Annotated in this window: 22 protein-coding genes; 19 read left to right on the top strand and 3 right to left on the bottom strand. The window is 43.0% G+C overall.

The genetic code is table 11. The features are described from left to right. Window positions 1–80: 80 nt before the first annotated feature. The 6 genes from spoIIIJ (at window position 81) to noc (ending at window position 6,791) form a co-directional block, all read left to right on the top strand. Complete coding sequence (gene spoIIIJ, locus WA279_RS11470; RefSeq protein ID WP_336155442.1) at window positions 81–866, top strand: YidC family membrane integrase SpoIIIJ; 786 nt, start codon at window positions 81–83, stop codon at window positions 864–866. Further along, window positions 863–1,489, top strand: a complete 627-nt coding sequence (jag, locus tag WA279_RS11465; protein WP_003243764.1) for an RNA-binding cell elongation regulator Jag/EloR — start codon at window positions 863–865, stop codon at window positions 1,487–1,489. Before spoIIIJ ends, jag begins: the two co-directional genes overlap by 4 nt. Window positions 1,490–1,798: 309 nt before the next feature. Continuing rightward, window positions 1,799–3,178: a tRNA uridine-5-carboxymethylaminomethyl(34) synthesis GTPase MnmE gene (mnmE, locus tag WA279_RS11460; RefSeq protein WP_029318519.1), complete on the top strand. Its 1,380-nt coding sequence runs from the start codon at window positions 1,799–1,801 to the stop codon at window positions 3,176–3,178. A 20-nt stretch (window positions 3,179–3,198) separates the two neighbouring features. After that, window positions 3,199–5,085, top strand: a complete 1,887-nt coding sequence (gene mnmG, locus WA279_RS11455) for a tRNA uridine-5-carboxymethylaminomethyl(34) synthesis enzyme MnmG (RefSeq protein WP_216995695.1) — start codon at window positions 3,199–3,201, stop codon at window positions 5,083–5,085. A gap of 13 nt (window positions 5,086–5,098) precedes the next feature. Then, entirely contained in the window at window positions 5,099–5,818 is a 720-nt protein-coding gene (gene rsmG, locus WA279_RS11450; RefSeq protein WP_015250777.1) for a 16S rRNA (guanine(527)-N(7))-methyltransferase RsmG, read from the top strand. A gap of 121 nt (window positions 5,819–5,939) precedes the next feature. Then, window positions 5,940–6,791 carry a nucleoid occlusion protein gene (gene noc, locus WA279_RS11445; protein WP_015250778.1) on the top strand — a complete coding sequence of 284 codons (852 nt, stop codon included), beginning with the start codon at window positions 5,940–5,942 and terminating at the stop codon, window positions 6,789–6,791. Window positions 6,792–6,841: 50 nt separating this feature from the next. Here the strand turns inward: noc and WA279_RS11440 are convergent, their stop codons facing one another. Then, window positions 6,842–7,282, bottom strand: a complete 441-nt coding sequence (locus WA279_RS11440; protein WP_257435435.1) for a PH domain-containing protein — start codon at window positions 7,280–7,282, stop codon at window positions 6,842–6,844. Between the two features lie 247 nt (window positions 7,283–7,529). On the opposite strand from WA279_RS11440, the gene soj reads away from it, so the two are divergent. Both soj and spo0J read left to right on the top strand, forming a co-directional pair. After that, window positions 7,530–8,291, top strand: coding sequence for a sporulation initiation inhibitor protein Soj (gene soj / locus WA279_RS11435; RefSeq protein ID WP_003219244.1), 762 nt, complete (start codon window positions 7,530–7,532; stop codon window positions 8,289–8,291). After that, window positions 8,284–9,132: a stage 0 sporulation protein Spo0J gene (spo0J, locus tag WA279_RS11430; RefSeq protein ID WP_003226832.1), complete on the top strand. Its 849-nt coding sequence runs from the start codon at window positions 8,284–8,286 to the stop codon at window positions 9,130–9,132. The genes soj and spo0J overlap by 8 nt, the downstream gene beginning before the upstream one ends. Window positions 9,133–9,170: 38 nt before the next feature. On the opposite strand, the gene yyaC is transcribed toward spo0J, so the two are convergent. Continuing rightward, window positions 9,171–9,788: a spore protease YyaC gene (yyaC, locus tag WA279_RS11425; protein WP_003226834.1), complete on the bottom strand. Its 618-nt coding sequence runs from the start codon at window positions 9,786–9,788 to the stop codon at window positions 9,171–9,173. Window positions 9,789–10,247: 459 nt separating this feature from the next. Here yyaC and WA279_RS11420 point away from each other — a divergent pair, with 459 nt between their 5' ends. The 11 genes from WA279_RS11420 (at window position 10,248) to WA279_RS11370 (ending at window position 18,910) form a co-directional block, all read left to right on the top strand. Continuing rightward, complete coding sequence (locus tag WA279_RS11420; protein ID WP_080109064.1) at window positions 10,248–11,264, top strand: YkvI family membrane protein; 1,017 nt, start codon at window positions 10,248–10,250, stop codon at window positions 11,262–11,264. Window positions 11,265–11,357: 93 nt separating this feature from the next. After that, window positions 11,358–11,564, top strand: coding sequence for a DUF951 domain-containing protein (locus tag WA279_RS11415; RefSeq protein ID WP_003226838.1), 207 nt, complete (start codon window positions 11,358–11,360; stop codon window positions 11,562–11,564). 50 nt (window positions 11,565–11,614) lie between these two features. After that, window positions 11,615–13,618 (top strand): molybdopterin-dependent oxidoreductase, encoded by a 2,004-nt coding sequence (locus WA279_RS11410; RefSeq protein ID WP_336155441.1) that lies wholly within the window; start codon window positions 11,615–11,617, stop codon window positions 13,616–13,618. A 126-nt stretch (window positions 13,619–13,744) separates the two neighbouring features. Next, entirely contained in the window at window positions 13,745–14,845 is a 1,101-nt protein-coding gene (gene ychF, locus WA279_RS11405) for a redox-regulated ATPase YchF (protein ID WP_015483981.1), read from the top strand. Window positions 14,846–14,955: 110 nt separating this feature from the next. Next, complete coding sequence (rpsF, locus tag WA279_RS11400) at window positions 14,956–15,243, top strand: 30S ribosomal protein S6 (protein ID WP_024571351.1); 288 nt, start codon at window positions 14,956–14,958, stop codon at window positions 15,241–15,243. A gap of 40 nt (window positions 15,244–15,283) precedes the next feature. Continuing rightward, window positions 15,284–15,802, top strand: coding sequence for a single-stranded DNA-binding protein SsbA (gene ssbA, locus WA279_RS11395; RefSeq protein ID WP_003219228.1), 519 nt, complete (start codon window positions 15,284–15,286; stop codon window positions 15,800–15,802). A gap of 43 nt (window positions 15,803–15,845) precedes the next feature. Beyond that, window positions 15,846–16,085, top strand: coding sequence for a 30S ribosomal protein S18 (rpsR, locus tag WA279_RS11390; RefSeq protein WP_003219224.1), 240 nt, complete (start codon window positions 15,846–15,848; stop codon window positions 16,083–16,085). Between the two features lie 64 nt (window positions 16,086–16,149). Then, window positions 16,150–16,908, top strand: coding sequence for an exodeoxyribonuclease III (xth, locus tag WA279_RS11385; RefSeq protein ID WP_336155440.1), 759 nt, complete (start codon window positions 16,150–16,152; stop codon window positions 16,906–16,908). A gap of 60 nt (window positions 16,909–16,968) precedes the next feature. Then, window positions 16,969–17,904 (top strand): transcriptional regulator CcpB, encoded by a 936-nt coding sequence (ccpB, locus tag WA279_RS11380; RefSeq protein WP_336155439.1) that lies wholly within the window; start codon window positions 16,969–16,971, stop codon window positions 17,902–17,904. 55 nt (window positions 17,905–17,959) lie between these two features. Continuing rightward, a complete protein-coding gene (locus tag WA279_RS11375; protein ID WP_003244460.1) occupies window positions 17,960–18,340 on the top strand; it encodes a VOC family protein in 381 nt (126 codons plus the stop codon). A 15-nt stretch (window positions 18,341–18,355) separates the two neighbouring features. After that, on the top strand, window positions 18,356–18,910 hold the full coding sequence (locus tag WA279_RS11370) for a sugar O-acetyltransferase (RefSeq protein ID WP_336155438.1): 555 nt from the start codon (window positions 18,356–18,358) through the stop codon (window positions 18,908–18,910). Window positions 18,911–18,943: 33 nt separating this feature from the next. Here WA279_RS11370 and WA279_RS11365 read toward each other — a convergent pair whose 3' ends face one another. After that, window positions 18,944–20,299, bottom strand: coding sequence for an MFS transporter (locus tag WA279_RS11365; RefSeq protein ID WP_336155437.1), 1,356 nt, complete (start codon window positions 20,297–20,299; stop codon window positions 18,944–18,946). Window positions 20,300–20,448: the final 149 nt, after the last annotated feature.

Here is a 20,448-nt window from a genome sequence, read left to right as displayed (position 1 = left end):
CCATTTAAAACTGAAAGATGCTAAAATACATACAAGTATGCTTTGCAATAAAAGAGTGTAAAGATTAATTATAGGAGGAAATGTTGTTGAAAAGGAGAATAGGGTTGCTATTAAGTATGGTTGGCGTATTCATGCTTTTGGCTGGATGCTCGAGTGTGAAAGAGCCGATCACTGAAGATAGTCCGCATTTCTGGGACAAGTACGTAGTATATCCATTGTCTGAGCTCATTACGTATGTAGCGAAATTGACGGGAGATAACTACGGGCTTTCAATTATTCTAGTTACCATTTTAATTCGTTTATTAATTTTACCGCTGATGATTAAGCAGCTGAGAAGTTCGAAAGCGATGCAGGCTTTACAGCCGGAAATGCAAAAGCTTAAAGAAAAATACAGCTCAAAGGATCAAAAAACGCAGCAAAAGCTTCAGCAGGAAACAATGGCGTTATTCCAAAAGCATGGTGTCAATCCATTGGCGGGATGTTTCCCGATTTTGATCCAGATGCCGATTTTAATTGGATTCTATCATGCGATCATGAGAACCCAGGCGATTTCAGAGCATAGCTTCTTATGGTTTGACTTAGGAGAAAAAGATCCTTACTATATTCTTCCTATCGTTGCCGGTGTCGCTACATTTGTTCAGCAAAAACTGATGATGGCGGGCAATGCGCAGCAAAATCCGCAAATGGCGATGATGCTTTGGATTATGCCAATTATGATTATCGTATTTGCGATCAACTTCCCGGCGGCTCTTTCTCTTTATTGGGTAGTCGGTAACTTGTTTATGATTGCGCAAACTTTCCTCATTAAAGGACCTGATATTAAAAAAAATCCTGAGCCGCAAAAAGCCGGAGGAAAGAAAAAGTGAGGAATGTGACTGCTGCAGGGCGAAATGTCGATGAAGCAGTACAGTCCGGATTGCAAGAGTTGGGATTAACGAAGGATAAGGTAGAAATTACTGTTATTGAAGAGGGAAACAAAGGGTTTCTCGGTATTTTCGGTAAAAAGCCTGCGATCGTAAAGCTGGTTGAAAAGATTGATCCGATTCAGCAAGCGAAGTTATATCTTCAAACGATTGCCGAAGCCATTGCCGGGAAGTCTGATGTGACTGTTCAAGAAAGTAAAAAGACAGTGAGATATCATATAACAGGTGAAAAGGCAGCATTGTTGATTGGGAAAAGAGGACAAACCTTAAACGCCCTTGAAACTTTGACACAGCTTGCCCTTAACCGTTATCCAGGCCAATATAAAAATGTGACGGTGGATGCAGAAAACTATCGTTTGAAAAGAAAAGAAACACTGAGCCAGCTGGCCATCAAGCTTGCTGACCAGGTTTTGAAAACGAAAAAATCCATCCAGCTTGAGCCCATGCCGTCCAGCGAAAGAAAAATTATTCACGATACTCTTTCTGGATATGCAAACCACCAGATCAAAACATATTCAATGGGTGAAGGCGAAAATCGTCATCTCGTTATTTCCCATAAAAGATAGCATAAAACCGAAGTCCGATAAAAATCGGATTTCGGTTTTTTTGTATCCGAAAAATCTACTTTTCCTAGTAATATCAAGGTTTTGCCGTTTAAGTTTTTTCTTTTTAGGTGTATCCTGTTGATAAAAAGGAAGTTCAGGAAATAAAATTAATTGTTATTCACATGTGGATAAGTTAAAGTAATAAGGGACGAATTTCTATTTCTGTGGATAACAAATCTTCCACTTCGAACCAAACTATGTTATCTTTTAGTTTTGGCATAATAAAAATTTTTTATATAGATGAAGTATAAGTAAAGAGAGGTGAACAACATGGATACAATTGCGGCAATTTCTACACCGATGGGAGAAGGCGCGATTGCGATTGTACGGTTGAGCGGACCAGAAGCCATTCAAATCGCAGATAGAATTTATAAGGGACCGAAGGGGAAAACACTCAGCTCGGTCGAATCACATACGATTCATTATGGTCATATCGTAGACAGACCTTCGGATCGTGTCGTTGAGGAAGTAATGGTATCAGTGTTAAAAGCGCCGAGAACTTTTACACGAGAAGATGTCATCGAGATTAACTGTCACGGGGGAATTGTGACTGTGAACCAAGTGCTTCAGCTTGCATTGAGAGAGGGAGCGAGACTGGCAGAGCCTGGTGAATTTACGAAACGTGCGTTTTTAAACGGCCGAATCGATCTTTCACAGGCGGAAGCGGTTATGGACTTAATCAGAGCGAAAACGGACCGGGCAATGAACGTTGCTATGAATCAAATGGAAGGGCGTCTTTCTGCTTTGGTGCGCCGTTTGCGCAGTGAGATTTTAGAAACACTGGCCCATGTTGAGGTGAATATCGATTATCCGGAGTATGATGATGTAGAGGAAATGACGCATCAGATTTTAGTCGAAAAGGCAACCGCCGTGAAAAAGGAAATTGAGGCGCTGCTGAGGACTTCTGAGCAAGGAAAAATCTTACGTGAAGGTCTTTCTACCGTCATTATCGGCCGGCCGAACGTAGGAAAATCATCTCTTCTGAACAGCCTCGTTCATGAGGCAAAAGCCATTGTAACCGATATTCCCGGAACGACGCGGGATGTGATTGAGGAATACGTGAATGTAAGGGGCGTCCCGCTTCGTCTGGTTGATACAGCAGGTATTCGTGAAACAGAGGATATTGTTGAGCGAATCGGTGTTGAACGTTCTCGCCAGGTTCTAAAGGAAGCGGACCTGATTTTACTTGTGCTTAATTATAGTGAAGAGCTTTCTGAAGAAGACGTGAAGCTTTTTGAAGCCGTTGAGGGCATGGATGTTATCGTGATTTTGAATAAGACTGACCTTGAGGCGAAGATTGACACTGAACGTGTCCGTGAGCTTGCCAATGGACGTCCAGTTGTTACCACATCTCTTCTAAAAGAGGAAGGCATCAATGATCTGGAAGAAGCGATTCAATCATTGTTCTACACGGGTGCCATTGAAAGCGGTGATCTGACTTATGTCAGCAACACACGTCACATCTCTATTTTACAGCAAGCAAAACGCGCCATTGAAGATGCGCTTAGCGGCATCGAACAGGATGTCCCGATCGACATGGTGCAAATTGACCTTACAAGATGCTGGGAGCTTTTAGGGGAAATCATTGGAGATTCTGTCCACGAAAGCTTAATTGATCAGCTCTTTTCTCAATTCTGTTTAGGAAAATAATTAAAGGAGGAACTAGAATCATGGGGTATGAAGCAGGCCAATACGATGTGATTGTGATTGGCGCCGGGCATGCCGGTGTTGAGGCTGCCCTCGCATCTGCACGCCAAGGCGCCAAAACGCTTGTCTTGACCATCAACCTAGATATGGTTGCATTTATGCCATGTAATCCGTCTGTCGGCGGTCCCGCAAAAGGGATTGTCGTCCGCGAAATTGACGCGCTCGGCGGAGAAATGGGAAGAAACATCGATAAAACACATATTCAAATGAGAATGCTGAATACAGGAAAAGGTCCTGCGGTTCGTGCATTGCGTGCGCAAGCAGACAAATTCCAATATCAGCACGAAATGAAAAATACGCTTGAAAAAGAACAAAACTTAACATTGCTGCAAGGAATTGTGGAGCGGCTGATCGTTGAAGACGGCGAATGCCGAGGCGTTATTACACAAACAGGCGCACATTATCGTGCGAAAGCAGTTGTCATGACGACAGGGACATATTTAAGAGGACGTATCATTCTTGGCGATCTGTCTTACTCAAGCGGCCCGAATAACCAGCAGCCTTCTATTAAGCTTTCTGAGCATTTGGAGGAACTTGGTTTTGACCTTGTTCGTTTTAAAACAGGTACGCCGCCTCGCGTTAAAAGCGATACGATTGATTACAGTAAAACGGAAATTCAGCCTGGTGACGATGTGCCTCGCGCTTTCTCATATGAAACAGTGGAATATATCACAGATCAGCTCCCTTGCTGGCTGACATATACAAGCCCTGAGACACATGAGATTATTGACAGCAACCTGCACCGTTCACCGATGTATTCCGGTATGATCAAAGGTACAGGCCCAAGATACTGCCCATCCATTGAAGATAAAGTTGTACGATTTAATGATAAACCGCGTCACCAGATCTTCCTTGAGCCGGAAGGCAGAAATACACAGGAAGTCTATGTCCAAGGTTTATCTACAAGTCTTCCAGAAGACGTACAGCAAAGAATGCTTGCAACGATTCCTGGACTTGAAAACGTGCAAATGATGAGAGCCGGCTATGCGATCGAGTATGATGCAATCGTACCGACACAGCTCTGGCCGACACTTGAAACAAAAAAAATCACAAACCTTTACACTGCAGGCCAAATTAACGGAACTTCCGGTTATGAAGAAGCTGCGGGACAAGGGATTATGGCGGGAATCAATGCAGGACGAAAAGCGCTTGGAAAAGAAGAAGTGATTTTAAGCCGTTCTGACGCCTATATTGGTGTTCTGATTGATGACCTTGTGACAAAAGGTACCAATGAGCCATATCGTCTTTTGACATCACGTGCGGAATACAGATTGCTGCTTCGCCATGACAATGCTGATTTGCGTCTGACAGAAATCGGACACCGCATTGGATTGATTTCTGATGAGCGTTATGCGGCTTTTGAGAAGAAAAAAGCGGCGATCGAGGCGGAGAAAAAACGTCTTCATTCTGTAATTATCAAGCCGTCTCCGGAAAATCAAGAATATATCCGTTCTCTTGGCGGAAGCGAATTGAAAGATGGAGTTCGCGGCACAGACTTGATGAAGCGTCCTGAAATGAACTATGAAACAGTCACAAAACTGGCGCCGCCAGAAGTGCCGGTTCCTCAAGACGTGGCAGAACAAGTAGAAATCCAAGTGAAATATGAAGGATATATTGAAAAATCTCTTCAGCAAGTGGAAAAACTGAAGAAGATGGAAAATAAAAAAATTCCAGATCGAATTGATTATGACGCAATTAAGGGGATTGCGACCGAGGCGCGTCAAAAACTGAAAAATGTACGGCCTTTGTCTGTTGCCCAAGCTTCCCGCATTTCCGGTGTAAACCCGGCGGACATTTCAATTCTATTGGTGTATTTAGAGCAGGGACGCATTGCGAAGATAGCCGAATAGAAAGGATGACGGCATGAATATTGAAGAATTCACTTCTGGTTTGGCGGAAAAAGGGATCTCCCTTTCTCCCCGTCAGCTGGAGCAATTTGAGCTGTATTACGACATGCTGGTTGAATGGAACGAAAAAATCAATCTGACTTCAATAACAGAGAAAAAAGAAGTTTATTTAAAGCATTTTTATGATTCCATTACAGCTGCTTTTTATGTCGACTTCAATCAGGTGAACACGATTTGTGATGTCGGAGCGGGAGCGGGTTTTCCAAGTCTGCCGATAAAAATATGCTTTCCGCACCTCAATGTCACAATCGTGGATTCACTGAATAAACGGATCACGTTTTTAGAAAAGTTATCTGAGGCTTTGCAATTGGAGAATACAACATTCTGCCATGACAGAGCTGAAACGTTCGGGCAACGGAAAGACGTGCGTGAAAGCTATGATATTGTGACAGCGCGAGCAGTTGCGAGATTATCTGTTTTGAGTGAGCTTTGCTTGCCTCTGGTGAAGAAAAACGGTTTATTTGTTGCTTTAAAAGCCGCATCAGCTGAAGAAGAACTGAATGCAGGCAAAAAAGCAATCACGACGCTTGGAGGAGAACTTGAGAATATCCATTCTTTTAAGCTGCCTATTGAAGAAAGCGATCGTAATATTATGGTGATACGCAAAATAAAAAATACACCTAAGAAGTATCCAAGAAAACCGGGAACTCCTAATAAATCGCCAATTGAAGGGTAATTTAGACAGCCTGATATGACAATACCATCATATTTTCATCAAAATTGATGGATGTACAGCAGGAAAAACCATGAGAAAATAGAATTATAAAAATGGCAGTTTTTAAAGGTGGTGTAGGTACATGAAGCATTCATTCTCTCGTTTCTTCGGGCTTGGTGAGAAGGAACAGGAGCCGGAGATTGCTGAACATGATACAAACAAAGAAGAGATTCTGGAAATACCGGTAAATGCTATCGTTCCCAACCGTTTTCAGCCACGCACCATTTTCTCAGATGAAAAAATCAAAGAGTTAGCAATGACCATTCATACACACGGCATTATTCAGCCGATTGTTGTTAGGCATACAGAAGAAGAAGGCCAATACGAACTCATTGCAGGTGAAAGACGCTGGAGAGCGGTGCAATCGCTTGAGTGGGAAAAGATTCCGGCAATTATTAAGGATTTTTCCGACACGGAAACCGCTTCTGTGGCGTTAATCGAAAACTTGCAGCGGGAAGAACTGTCTTCTATTGAGGAAGCGCATGCTTATGCTAGGCTGCTTGAGCTGCATGATTTAACACAGGAGGCACTCGCACAGCGCTTAGGAAAAGGGCAGTCTACAATCGCGAATAAGCTTCGGTTATTAAAGCTGCCTCAGCCAGTCCAAGAGGCGATTATGGAGAAGAAAATCACCGAGCGCCATGCCAGAGCACTGATTCCGCTGAAACAGCCTGAGCTCCAAGTCACACTGCTCACAGAGATTATTGAGAAAAGTTTAAATGTAAAGCAGACGGAAGACCGCGTGGTGAAAATGCTGGAGCAAGGCAAGAGAAAGCCAAAGCCGAGACGCAAAGCATTCAGCAGAGATACAAGAATTGCGATGAACACGATTCGCCAGTCACTATCAATGGTGGAAGACAGCGGTGTAAAATTGAATACGGAAGAAGAAGAATTTGAAGAATATATTCAATTAACGATTCGCATACCAAAATAGAAGCTCTCCTGAAAAGCAGGAGAGCTTTTTATATTTTCAATAAAAGGTAATCACTTACTTTTAGTGAAAATTATTATATTAGAATTCTTTTCTTTGAGTTTGTGGATAAACTCTTCAGATTTTTGCGGTGAAATTACTGTATGTCCCCATCCCCCCTGATAATATATTGTGATGGCATGGCGAGAGCCGATCAGACGAAAACCGGACCATAGTTTCTTTTTTGGAACGACTTTATCGATTTTTTCATAAGGAATTTGATGTTTGATCAATCCGGCTTTAATGATTAGGTGGTGTTCCTTCAATACATATTTTAGGTCAATAAAGCTCCAAATGATGAGTCCATTTAAAAGAGTCAGCAGAATAAAAATGATCCAGCCGGAAACTCTCATAGTTCCCAGCACAAAAGGAACAATGGCATCTGCTTGTATCAGTAATATGAGAAACACAATCATCAGCGTAACGGGTACATCTCTCTTCGTTTGATAAACCATTTTCTCACCATCCTGTTTCTACGTTCTGTACTGTGACTTCTTCTTTTTTTCTTTAAGAAATTCCTTTTTTAAGTCAAAAAAACATAGAAATTGCAGAATTTATAAGAGAAAGCATAAAGCGTGCTTGAATTTTCAATTATTTCCCTTCTGATTCGGAACAAAATGATGAAAAAAATGAAACGCTTTAATCTTTTTTTGATAGAATAGAAGCAAGATAGTACATGTTCATGTGAAAGTAGGTGACATCGTGGGAAAAATCATAGCAATTACGAACCAAAAAGGCGGGGTCGGCAAAACAACGACGTCTGTCAACCTTGGGGCATGTTTGGCTTACATAGGGAAAAGGGTTCTGCTGGTAGATATTGATCCGCAGGGAAATGCGACAAGCGGATTAGGGATTGAAAAAGCCGATGTAGAGCAGTGTGTGTACGATATTTTAGTAGATGATGCAGATGTAATAGATATTATTAAAGCAACGACAGTAGAGAACTTGGATGTGATTCCTGCGACGATTCAGCTTGCAGGGGCTGAGATCGAGCTGGTTCCTACAATATCAAGAGAAGTGAGATTGAAAAGAGCGCTTGAAGCAGTAAAGCAAAATTATGATTATATTATCATTGATTGTCCGCCGTCATTGGGCTTGCTGACGATTAATGCCCTTACTGCCTCGGATTCCGTTGTGATTCCTGTACAGTGCGAATATTATGCCTTGGAGGGTCTCAGCCAGTTATTAAATACAGTACGTCTTGTGCAAAAGCATTTGAATACTGATTTAATGATTGAAGGTGTATTGCTGACAATGCTTGATGCCCGGACAAACCTTGGCATTCAAGTGATTGAAGAGGTTAAAAAGTATTTTAGGGATAAAGTATATAAGACAGTTATTCCGCGTAATGTCCGTCTGAGTGAGGCACCGAGTCACGGAAAACCCATCATTTTATACGATCCGCGGTCAAGAGGTGCGGAAGTATATTTAGATTTAGCAAAGGAAGTGGCTGCGAATGGCTAAAGGCCTTGGAAAAGGGATTAATGCGTTATTTAATCAGGTCGATTTGTCTGAAGAGACAGTTGAAGAAATTAAAATTGCCGATTTACGCCCTAATCCTTATCAGCCAAGAAAACACTTTGATGACGAGGCATTAGCTGAACTAAAAGAATCTGTGCTGCAGCATGGCATTCTTCAGCCGCTTATCGTCAGAAAATCTTTAAAAGGCTATGATATTGTTGCGGGTGAACGGCGTTTTCGAGCGGCAAAGCTGGCAGGTTTAGATACAGTTCCGGCCATTGTCCGTGAATTATCAGAGGCGTTAATGAGGGAAATTGCTTTATTAGAAAACCTTCAGCGTGAAGATTTATCTCCGCTTGAAGAGGCTCAGGCATATGATTCCTTGTTGAAACACTTAGATCTCACACAAGAGCAGCTTGCCAAACGTCTTGGGAAAAGCAGACCGCATATTGCGAATCATTTAAGACTGCTGACACTGCCAGAAAATATTCAGCAGCTTATTGCCGAAGGTACGCTTTCTATGGGACATGGACGCACGCTTCTTGGCTTAAAAAACAAAAATAAGCTTGAACCGCTGGTACAAAAAGTGATTGCGGAGCAGCTCAATGTTCGCCAGCTTGAGCAGCTGATTCAGCAGTTGAATCAGAATGTTCCACGTGAAACAAAGAAAAAAGAACCTGTGAAAGATGCGGTTCTAAAAGAACGAGAATCCTATCTCCAAAATTATTTTGGAACAACAGTTAATATTAAAAGACAGAAGAAAAAAGGCAAAATCGAAATTGAATTTTTCTCTAATGAAGACCTTGACCGGATTTTAGAGCTTTTGTCTGAACGAGAATCGTAAATGAAGAAACCATCTTTCAAACGAAGATGGTTTTTGTTTTATATGCGCCCAGTGAGCCTTTGCAGCGGGTTAATGCGTTCTTGCCTCCACTCTGTCCGATCTGTTAAACTCAAACCTTCCGCTAGAACATTTGCCATATTCATGACCAAGTTGAGTCTAGTGTTTTGCAATACAAAATATTCCATGAAACCGCTCACATTCACGATTCCGTTAATATGAAGATCTCCCACTTCAGGAAGGTCTTTTTGTACACCGGCTCCGGGCTTTAATGGCCCGTCCCCGATTTGAAATGAACCCACACTCTTAACGCGGCCTAAGCATGCATCCACTGCTATAACAAATGGGTTTTTATGTAATTTATGAATGTCATTGATTTTATCCTTCATGTTCACAGCATGGACGGGGTCAGATAAGGTTCCGTAGACATGGAATCTGGTGAGCTGCATCTGTTTGAGTTTCATTCCTACGAGCGGGCCTAATGAGTCACCGGTTGAACGGTCTGTTCCGATACAAACCACGACAATTGGTTTGCCGGCAGCTTTACGTAAGGATGAAGAAAGGATGGTTTGGATTTGTTTTGCCGCTGCAGCATCTGTATGTGAAACATATTGCTTTACTCGTTCCTGAGAGGAAAAAAGCCCGCCTTTTCGATTCATGGGTTTCACTTCCTTGTTATAGTAGGTAACAGAATTGCTATGGTGTGTGTAGTTATGTAAGGTTGTTTACAGTATATCCAGCAGTATGATTTTTTATGCTTTGCGTATGGCACCGGAGATTTTAAAAAAGTAGAGGGCATGATATGTATGGTTAGTGGGCGATTACAAGTATTGTCCCCCATTGCCTCGATCATGATCAAGCAATGGTCTGCTTATGAAACACTTGAATAGATAGGAATGGTTAGAAAAAAGTGAAGAGTGAAGTTCACTTCTTCATTCCGCGGACAAACAAATAAATATCACTTTTTAGACTGCCATATTAGCAGTCTTTTTTATGTGTATTTCGTATGATAATTTCAACTTGTGTTCAAATGTCTATGAAAATATGGCATGTTTGCTTTCCTTTATTTATATAGTAACAATAACGGGAACAAGCTGAACTTTGTCTATGAGGTGATAGTGTTGTGGAGAGCCGGAATGAAGTGGATGCTGCTCATATTAGGGAGCCTGATCGGGGCCGGATATGCGAGCGGTCAGGAGATATGGCAGTTTTTTGGGGCGGAAAGCGGACTTGCTATTGTGCTGTTTACAATTATGTTCATTTTCTCGTCTTATATTGTGATGAAAATTAGTTTTAAAGTTCAATCCACTCATTTTCTGCCGGTTCTGGAGCATTTAATGGGGCCATGGCTGGCGAAAATTTATGATGTCCTCATCATTTTTTATTTGTTTTCGACGACTATGGTGATGATTGCCGGAGGCGGTGTGACCCTGCAAATGTACAAGCTTCCTTTCTGGTGGGGAATCGCGCTGATTTGCATCGTGACAGTGTGTTTGTTTTTGTGGGATGTGAAAGGAATATTATCTATAAATAGTATTTTGATTCCTGTGTTAGTAGCGGGGCTTTTATATGCGCTGATCTCCTTTCAGAGCACACATCACCATACGTGGACGATTGATTTGTCCCAGCAGTATAACTGGCCTGCGAGCATTACGTTTACCTCTTTAAACATCCTTTCAGTTGTTGCGATTTTATCCTCTGTTGGGAAAGAGATGAAAGGGCTCGGCGAAGCAAAAATTGCAAGTGTGGCAAGCGGGCTTATTTTTGGCGTGATCTCATTTGTTTATAATGAAACGTTGGTGGAGCTGGCGGGCTCCCTTTCTCAGTTTGAAATACCGCTGTTTGCCGTTCTGGAGGGTGCGCCTTATTTCCTTTTTTTATGTATGACGGCGGTGCTGTGCCTGGCGATTTACACGACGACGGTAGCTGGTTTGCTGGGGCTGTCCAGCCGGCTGATGGCGTTTATTCACATGCCGAGATGGATGATTGTGTTGATTTTGTTAGTGTTAATGGTACCTTTTACTTCTTTCGGATTTTCTGATTTGATCGCGTTCTTGTATCCGATATATGGGATGCTCAATTTGTATTTGTTAGTTTGTCTGCTCTTATATCCTATTTTGAGTAAATGGAAATAAGAGGATGGAATTCTTTTCGGGTATCTTGATTGCTCTTATGATCAGTTTTTTTGTACAATAGATACAGCAGTTTAGGAAAAGAGGTGAAGGGTCTTGGCGGATAAAGACTTTGGCCTGAATGATATCGTAGAAATGAAAAAACCGCATCCATGCGGAGCGAACAGCTGGAAAATTATACGCATGGGAATGGATATTCGAATTAAGTGTGAGGGATGCTCTCACAGTGTTATGATTCCGAGAAGAGAATTTGAAAGAAAACTAAAAAAAGTACTAGTCAAGCATGAGGAGCCTACTTCATAAATAGGCCGACACTCATGCTTTTTCATATAGAAGGTAAGGAGAAGACGGCGATGAGCAAAGTGCATCAGTCGGCATGTCCGCTGAATTGTTGGGACAGCTGCGGCTTTTTGGTGACTGTTGATGATGGAAAGGTAACAAAAGTGGACGGAGATCCCAACCATCCGATTACGGAAGGCAAAATCTGCGGCCGCGGCAGAATGCTTGAGACAAAAACAAATTCGCCTGATCGGCTTCGCTATCCGATGAAAAAACAAAATGGCGAGTTTGTGCGGATTTCTTGGGAGCAGGCACTTGATGAAATTGCCGACAAACTTCGGGCAATCAAGGAAACGTCTGAGACGACTGCTGTTTTGCACAGCCATGATTATGCGAATAACGGTCTGTTAAAAGCGCTTGATCAGCGTTTTTTTAATGGATATGGCGGCGTGACTGAAATCGTCGGAAGCATATGCTGGGGCTCCGGAATCGAGGCGCAAAGCTGGGATTTTGGCCGTTCGTACGGGCACGGCCCGCTTGATATTTACAACAGCAAGCATGTTGTTGTGTGGGGAAGAAATGTATCCAGAACAAATATGCACTTATATCATCACTTGCAGCAGGTGAAAAAGAAGGGCGTCACGATTACGGTAATTGATCCGATATTCAATCCGACTGCTAAGCTTGCCGACCGCTATATCTCTGTAAAGCCTGGAATGGACGGCTGGCTTGCGGCAGCCGTTTTGAAGGTTCTGATTGAGACGGGAAGAACGGATGAAACGTTTATTTCTGAGCATTCTGTCGGTTTTGACGATGTGAAAGAGCTTTTGAAGACCGTTTCTCTGGAAGAGTTTATTGTGAAAACAGAAACTTCTATGGAGGAGCTGGAGTATTTGGCCGGTTTGTATGCTGATGGTCCGGTGTCTACTTTTATGGGGCTTGGCATGCAGCGATATAAAAACGGCGGGGGAACGATTCGTTGGATTGATGCACTTGTTGCGGCAGGCGGAAATGTCGGAATTAAGGGCGGCGGCGCGAATTTCGGAAATGTCCAGATTGGTGAGAGCTTTGCAAAAACAAAGCTGACGCTGCCGGAATTAAAAACAACATCCCGTTCTTTTTCAATGATGACACAGGCTGAAGAAGTGTTGACCGCTGCTGATCCTGCGATTGAGATGATTATTGTGACGTGCGGAAATCCGCTGACTCAGGTGCCGAATACAAATAAGGTGAGACAAGCTTTTGAAAAGGTTCCAATGACGGTCGCGATTGATTCCATTATGACGGATACCGCAAAGCTGTGTGATTATGTTTTGCCGACTGCCACTGTTTTTGAAGAAGAAGATATCTACTATTCCAGTATGTATCATCATTATGTTCAGTACGGGAAGAAGCTTGTGGAGCCGCAGGGTGAAGCGAAGTCGGACAGCTGGATCTGGTCAGAGCTTGCAAAACGTCTTGGGTTTGGCGAGCTGTTTGAATACAGCACTCAAGAATTTTTAGAGATGGGGCTTTCTTCATTGGAAGCAGAGGATGTGACACTTGAGCGTTTAAAAGAAAAAGGCCACCTCCCTCTTCCAGTAAAATCGGTGCCGTGGGATGATTATCAGTTTTTGACGCCGAGTGGAAAATTTGAATTTACTTCGTCGCTAGCTGAGCAAAAAGGATTTAGCGGCTCGCTTCAATTAAATGTGCCCGAAGAATCTGTTTTCCATAATGAGGAGTTAGCTGGAAAGTATCCTTATACGCTCTTATCCATTCATCCGCAGCGTTCCAATCATTCACAGCATGTGCCGTTTATTGAAAAGCTTCAGCACGTTCAGGTCGATATTTCTCCAGATATAGCGGCTGGGCAGGATCTTCAGGATGGAGACGAAGTTGTCATCTTTAATGACCGCGGAAGCTTGAAGGGCAAGGTGAAAGTGATGAAGCAGGCTCATGCGAAGACGATTAATATAGATGAAGGCATGTGGGCGGCTTTTGGAGGGTCAGTCAATGCACTGACAAATGATACAAATTCTGATAATGGAATGGGAAGTACGCTTTTTGACTGTTTAGTAGGCTTGAAAAAAGCATAATCAAAGGGATTGGCAGGCTGAAAATGCTTTTTTGTCAGCTTGTCTTTTCCAGTGAACCTCCTTATAATTGCTCTAGGTTCAAAATACGCTCATACAATGACGGTTTTATATAGAGGAGATGAAAGAATGGCTTTAACAGCTGGAATTGTTGGTTTGCCGAACGTCGGAAAATCAACACTATTTAACGCAATTACACAGGCCGGTGCCGAATCAGCCAACTACCCGTTCTGTACAATTGATCCGAACGTGGGAATTGTAGAGGTGCCGGATGATCGTCTGCAAAAGCTGACTGAGCTGGTCAACCCGAAGAAGACTGTGCCGACTGCTTTTGAATTCACTGATATTGCAGGGATTGTAAAGGGCGCATCTAAAGGAGAAGGACTCGGCAACAAGTTCCTATCTCATATTCGCCAAGTTGACGCGATTTGCCACGTTGTCCGTGCTTTTTCCGATGACAACATTACACACGTTTCCGGAAAGGTTGATCCGATTGATGACATTGAAACGATCAACCTTGAGCTGATCCTCGCTGATATGGAAACGGTTGAAAAGCGGATTACACGCGTCAGCAAGCTTGCGAAGCAAAAAGATAAAGACGCTGTATTTGAGTTTGAGATTTTATCTAAACTGAAAGAAGCGTTCGAGAGTGAAAAGCCTGCTCGATCTGTAGAATTCACTGAAGAGCAGCAAAAGCTTGTGAAGCAGCTCCATTTACTGACTTCGAAGCCTATTTTGTACGTGGCCAACGTAAGTGAAGATGAAGTTGCTGATCCATCTGGCAATGAAAATGTAGCGAAGATTCGCGAGTACGCTGCCGGCGAAAACGCAGAAGTTATCGTTGTGTGTGCAAAAATCGAATCTGAAATCGCTGAGCTTGAAGGCGAAGAAAAGCAAATGTTCTTGGAAGAGCTGGGCATTCAAGAATCAGGTCTTGATCAGCTGATCAAAGCGTCTTACTCTCTTCTCGGCCTCGCAACATATTTCACAGCCGGAGAACAGGAAGTCAGAGCTTGGACATTCAAAAAAGGCATGAAAGCCCCTGAGTGTGCAGGAATTATTCATAGTGACTTTGAGCGGGGCTTCATTCGTGCTGAGACAGTTGCTTATGAGGATCTTCTTGCGGGCGGCGGCATGGCAGGAGCTAAAGAGGCAGGAAAAGTCCGCCTTGAAGGAAAAGAGTATGTGGTTAAAGACGGAGATGTTATTCATTTCCGATTTAATGTATAGGATGCAGTTGTAAAGGGACAAGAGCTTTGGTATAATATAAAATTGTGAGTAATAGAATTATTGCTCCTTGCCCATTATGGGCCGCTTAGTCCAAAAGGAGGTGCAAACAGATGAGAAAGTACGAAGTTATGTACATTATCCGCCCAAACATTGACGAAGAGTCTAAAAAAGCAGTTATCGAGCGTTTCAACAACGTTCTGACTTCTAACGGTGCGGAGATCACTGGAACAAAGGATTGGGGTAAACGTCGTCTTGCTTACGAAATCAATGATTTCCGCGACGGTTTCTACCAAATCTTAAACGTTCAAGCTGACGCTGCGGCAGTTCAAGAATTTGACCGTCTAGCTAAGATCAGTGACGATATCATTCGCCACATTGTTGTTAAAGAAGAAGAATAAACAATTTTGAAATATATAATGGTAAAAGGTGGTCTTTCTTATGCTTAACCGAGTTGTATTAGTCGGAAGACTGACAAAAGACCCAGAGCTTCGTTATACGCCAAACGGTGCGGCTGTTGCTACGTTTACTCTTGCTGTGAATCGTACATTTACGAACCAGTCCGGAGAACGTGAGGCCGATTTCATTAATTGTGTCACTTGGAGAAGACAAGCCGAAAACGTTGCAAACTTCTTGAAAAAAGGAAGCCTTGCAGGCGTAGATGGCCGTTTACAAACAAGAAACTATGAAAACCAGCAAGGACAGCGTGTCTTCGTGACAGAGGTCCAAGCTGAAAGTGTTCAATTTCTTGAGCCGAAAAACGGCGGCGGTTCTGGTTCAGGTGGATACAACGAAGGAAACAGCGGCGGAGGCCAGTACTTTGGCGGAGGCCAAAATGATAATCCATTTGGGGGAAATCAAAACAACCAGAGACGCAATCAGGGGAACAGCTTTAATGATGACCCATTTGCCAACGACGGCAAACCGATTGACATCTCGGATGATGATCTTCCATTCTAATGTGATTATCGCCTAAAATGAAAAAGAAAGGAGGGAAATGACAATGGCAGGAGGACGCAGAGGCGGTCGTGCGAAACGCCGTAAAGTGTGTTATTTCACTTCTAACGGTATCACGCACATCGACTACAAAGATGTAGATCTTCTTAAAAAGTTTGTTTCTGAGCGCGGTAAAATTTTACCACGTCGTGTAACTGGAACAAACGCTAAATACCAACGTAAATTGACTGCAGCGATCAAACGCGCACGTCAAATGGCTTTACTTCCATACGTAAGCGGTGAGTAAGCTGATACGTAAAGAGCAAGGACCTTCGGGTTCTTGCTCTTTTTTATAGGGGGGAGGATGAAACATGAAGTTGATTTCATGGAATGTAAACGGCCTGCGGGCTGTGATGAGAAAAATGGATTTCCTCTCTTATTTGAAAGAAGAGGATGCAGATATTATATGTCTTCAGGAAACGAAGATACAGGACGGCCAGGTTGATCTCCAGCCTGAAGGCTATCATGTGTACTGGAATTATGCAGTGAAAAAAGGATATTCCGGCACAGCTGTTTTTTCTAAGCAAGAACCGCTGCAGGTCATCTACGGTATCGGAGTAGAAGAGCATGACCAAGAAGGCAGAGTGATTACGCTGGAATTTGAAAACGTGTTTGTGATGACTGTTTACACGCCCAATTCCAGAAGGGGATTAGAGCGGATTGATTACCGCATGCAATGGGAAGAGGCTTTACTGTCTTATATTCTTGAATTGGATCAGAAAAAACCAGTGATTTTATGCGGTGATTTGAATGTAGCCCATCAGGAGATTGATTTGAAAAATCCAAAGGCGAACCGGAATAACGCTGGATTTTCAGATCAAGAAAGAGAGGCATTCACTCGTTTCTTAGAAGCTGGCTTTGTTGACTCTTTCCGTCATGTTTATCCTGATCTTGAAGGCGCTTATTCTTGGTGGTTGTATCGTGCCGGTGCCCGGGACAGAAATATTGGATGGCGCATTGATTATTTTGTTGTTTCTGAAAGCCTTAAGGAACAGATTGAAGATGCCAGCATATCAGCGGAGGTCATGGGTTCCGACCATTGTCCTGTTGAACTTATCATCAATATATGATGAGATAGCAGTAAGGATTTTACACTTACTGCTTTTTTTTTATATGAAAAGGAGAAAGAGATGGCAAATATAAAAGAGATCGCAAGACTGGCAAATGTATCTGTTTCGACTGTCTCGCGTGTATTGAATCATCATCCGTATGTATCTGAAGAAAAGAGAAAGCTTGTTCATCAAGTCATGAAGGAATTGGATTATACACCAAATCGAACCGCAATCGATCTCATTCGCGGGAAAACCCATACAGTCGGTGTGATTCTGCCTTATAGCGATCATCCCTGCTTTGATAAAATCGTTAACGGAATCACCAAAGCGGCTTTTCAGCATGAGTATGCAACGACCCTTCTCCCCACCAATTATAACCCCGATATTGAAATCAAATATTTAGAGCTGTTAAGAACGAAGAAAATAGACGGTCTCATCATTACTTCCCGCGCCAATCATTGGGACAGCATTTTAGCTTATCAGGAATATGGGCCGGTCATCGCTTGTGAGGATACCGGAGACATTGATGTTCCTTGTGCTTTTAATGACAGAAAAGCTGCTTATGCAGAGAGCTTTCGCTATTTAAAGAGCCGCGGGCATGAGAATATTGCTTTTACGTGTGTCAGAGAAGCTTATAGGAGCCCGAGCACGGCTGATAAAGCTGCGGCCTATAAAGCTGTCTGCGGAAGGTTGGAAGACCGCCATATGCTGTCCGGATGCAACGATATGAATGATGGTGAGCTGGCAGCTGAACATTTTTATATGAGCGGGCGGGTTCCGACTGCTATTTATGCAAATAGTGATGAAGTGGCAGCTGGAATTCATCTCTTTGCCAAAAAGAATAATTGGGATGTTGAAATCATAGGCGAGGGAAATACTTCTATCAGCCGTGTTCTTGGTTTTCCGTCGCTTGATTTGAATCTTGAGCAGCTCGGCATCGCAGCATTTTCTCTATTTTTGCAGGATGAACCCGCTGATATCAAAATTCAGCATAAATTTAAGAAAAAAGCTTGAACTGAAATGCATTTCATACCTTATAACTTCATTGAAGGCGAAGGAGGAGGAAGAAATGCAGATTGAACATACAGCGGTCTGGGTCAATGATTTAGAGCGAATGAAGTCTTTTTATGAATCGTATTTTAATGGCGAAGCGAATGATTTGTATCATAATGAGAAAAAAGATTTTAAGTCTTATTTTATTACGTTTGATTCCGGAGCAAGGCTGGAAATTATGAAAAAAGGGAATGTGACCGATCCGCCCTCACAAACAATGACAGGCTGGGCACATATAGCCTTTTCCGTTGGGAGCCGGGAGAAAGTTGACGAACTGACTGATCGATTGAAGGCGGATGGTTTCGCAGTAGTAAACGGCCCGAGGACAACAGGAGACGGCTACTATGAAAGTGTGATTGAGGATGATGAAGGAAATTTGATCGAGATTACAATCTGACATGGAGTGACTTACATGCTGAGGACAGAAAAAGAAAAAATGGCAGCCGGAGAATTATACAATTCGGAAGATCAACAACTATTACTAGAACGCAAGCATGCGAGACAGCTGATTAGACAATATAACGAAACACCGGAAGATGATGCAGTGCGGACGGAGCTTTTGAAGGAGCTGCTCGGTTCGGTTGGGGATCAAGTCACGATTTTGCCGACATTCCGCTGTGATTATGGCTATCACATTCATATCGGAGATCATACATTTGTTAATTTTGACTGTGTCATTTTAGATGTGTGTGAGGTGCGTATCGGCCGTCATTGTTTGATTGCGCCAGGTGTACATATCTACACGGCCAGTCATCCTCTTGATCCGATCGAAAGGAAATCCGGGAAGGAGTTCGGTAAGCCTGTGACAATTGGAGATCAAGTTTGGATTGGAGGCCGGGCGGTGATTAACCCGGGAGTGACAATCGGTGATAACGCAGTGATTGCGTCTGGATCTGTTGTCACTAAGGATGTACCCGCTAATACTGTTGTAGGCGGAAACCCCGCAAGGACTTTGAAGCAATTGTAATGAGATCAGTGCGGCAGATCCGCACTGACTTTTTTAAATCTGTTTTGCATTCGTATTAGGACCGAAGAAGATTAACAGCAAGGAGCACGCGAGCCAGCAGCCCCCAATAAATAAGAAGACGCTGATATAGCCGAGCTGAACGGCAATAAATCCGACAAGCAATGAGCCAAAAATGTTTGAAAAACGGCCAAGACCATAGGCTAAACCGCTGCCAGACGAGCGGTATTCAGTCGGATAAGGTTCAGATGTATAGGCGTATAAGTTCGAGGTAAAGACCCGTTCTGTGATATTCACGATAAAACCAAATACAATGATCATGATGGGAATAAAAGTCATACCATATAAGAGCCCGGCGATGGCCGTCAGAAACGCACTCGCAGCTAAAATCCATTTTCTTTGAAATCTTTCGGAAATCATGGAGCCGAGCAGTGCGCCAAGTGGAGCGCCGACGGAATGCAATACGTTATACCATAATGTATTTTCCATGGTGACGCCATTGCTTTTTAGCAGGCTTGGAACCCATGAAGCAAATCCGTAAAACCCAAACGTTTCAAAAATCCATACAGCAGATAATACGATGGTGATTTTGAGGTTTCTGCCTTTCAATAAGCCTGCGTAACCTGCATGCTGCTTAACAGTTTCGCTTACTTTAGGCTGGGATGCTGCCGGAAGCGGGCCTTTCTCCTTTTCAACCTGTTCTTCAATTCGGGTGAGGATCGCATCGGCTTTCGCATATTCCCCGCGATTTTCGTGCCAGCGAGGTGACTCTTCCAGACGGCGGATGAAGAAAAAATAAATAAGGCCGACGGCACCCCATACAAATACTAGCCTCCATCCCCATGAACCAAGAGGAATGACAAAGGCAGACACAATGTTGGTGATCGGGACCCCAATCAATCCAATCATGGCACAAAAAGAAATATATTTTCCACGTACACTTGAAGGGAAAAATTCCGCCAAATAGCTATTCGTAATGACCATGGCGGCTGCAACGCCAAATCCGGTGAGAAAACGGAATGTCATTAAAGATGGAATGTCCCATGCCGCAGCATTGCATAGCGATGCGATTGAGAAAACAAAGACAAATAGATTTAAGGCTTTTTTGCGGCCGATTCGATCGGACAGCCGTCCGCCCAGTGAAGCGCCTAAAAACATGCCTAAAAACGAAGCAGCCGTTACGTTAGCAATAGTTGAAAGCGGGATGCCCCAATGCTCGATCAGCGCCGGCGCTACATTGCTGAGGGTAAATAAATCTGCGAGATCAAAGAAATAAACAATGCCGAGAGCGGTTAACACTTGGAAATGAACGCGTGAAATCGGAAGGCGGTCTAAACGATTCGCTGCGTTTGAGAAAGGATGTGTATTCTTTTGTTTGAAGATCGTATTCATAAAAAACCCCCTTTTTAGTAGTAAGAAAAGACTGAAAATTCCCCTCTTGGGACTATTATAAGTATCTTGGTTCATTGGCAACAGAGTTCAAATCACTAGATGGAAGAACTAAATTCACACTTTATATTTTAATTTTGCTTAAAAGATTT

Origin of the sequence: Bacillus sp. 204(2023) (genome assembly GCF_037027505.1) — a bacterium.
Classification (GTDB): domain Bacteria; phylum Bacillota; class Bacilli; order Bacillales; family Bacillaceae; genus Bacillus; species Bacillus subtilis.
The sequence above is the reverse complement of the archived record's forward strand: the minus strand, read 5'-3'. Positions and strand labels throughout refer to the sequence as shown.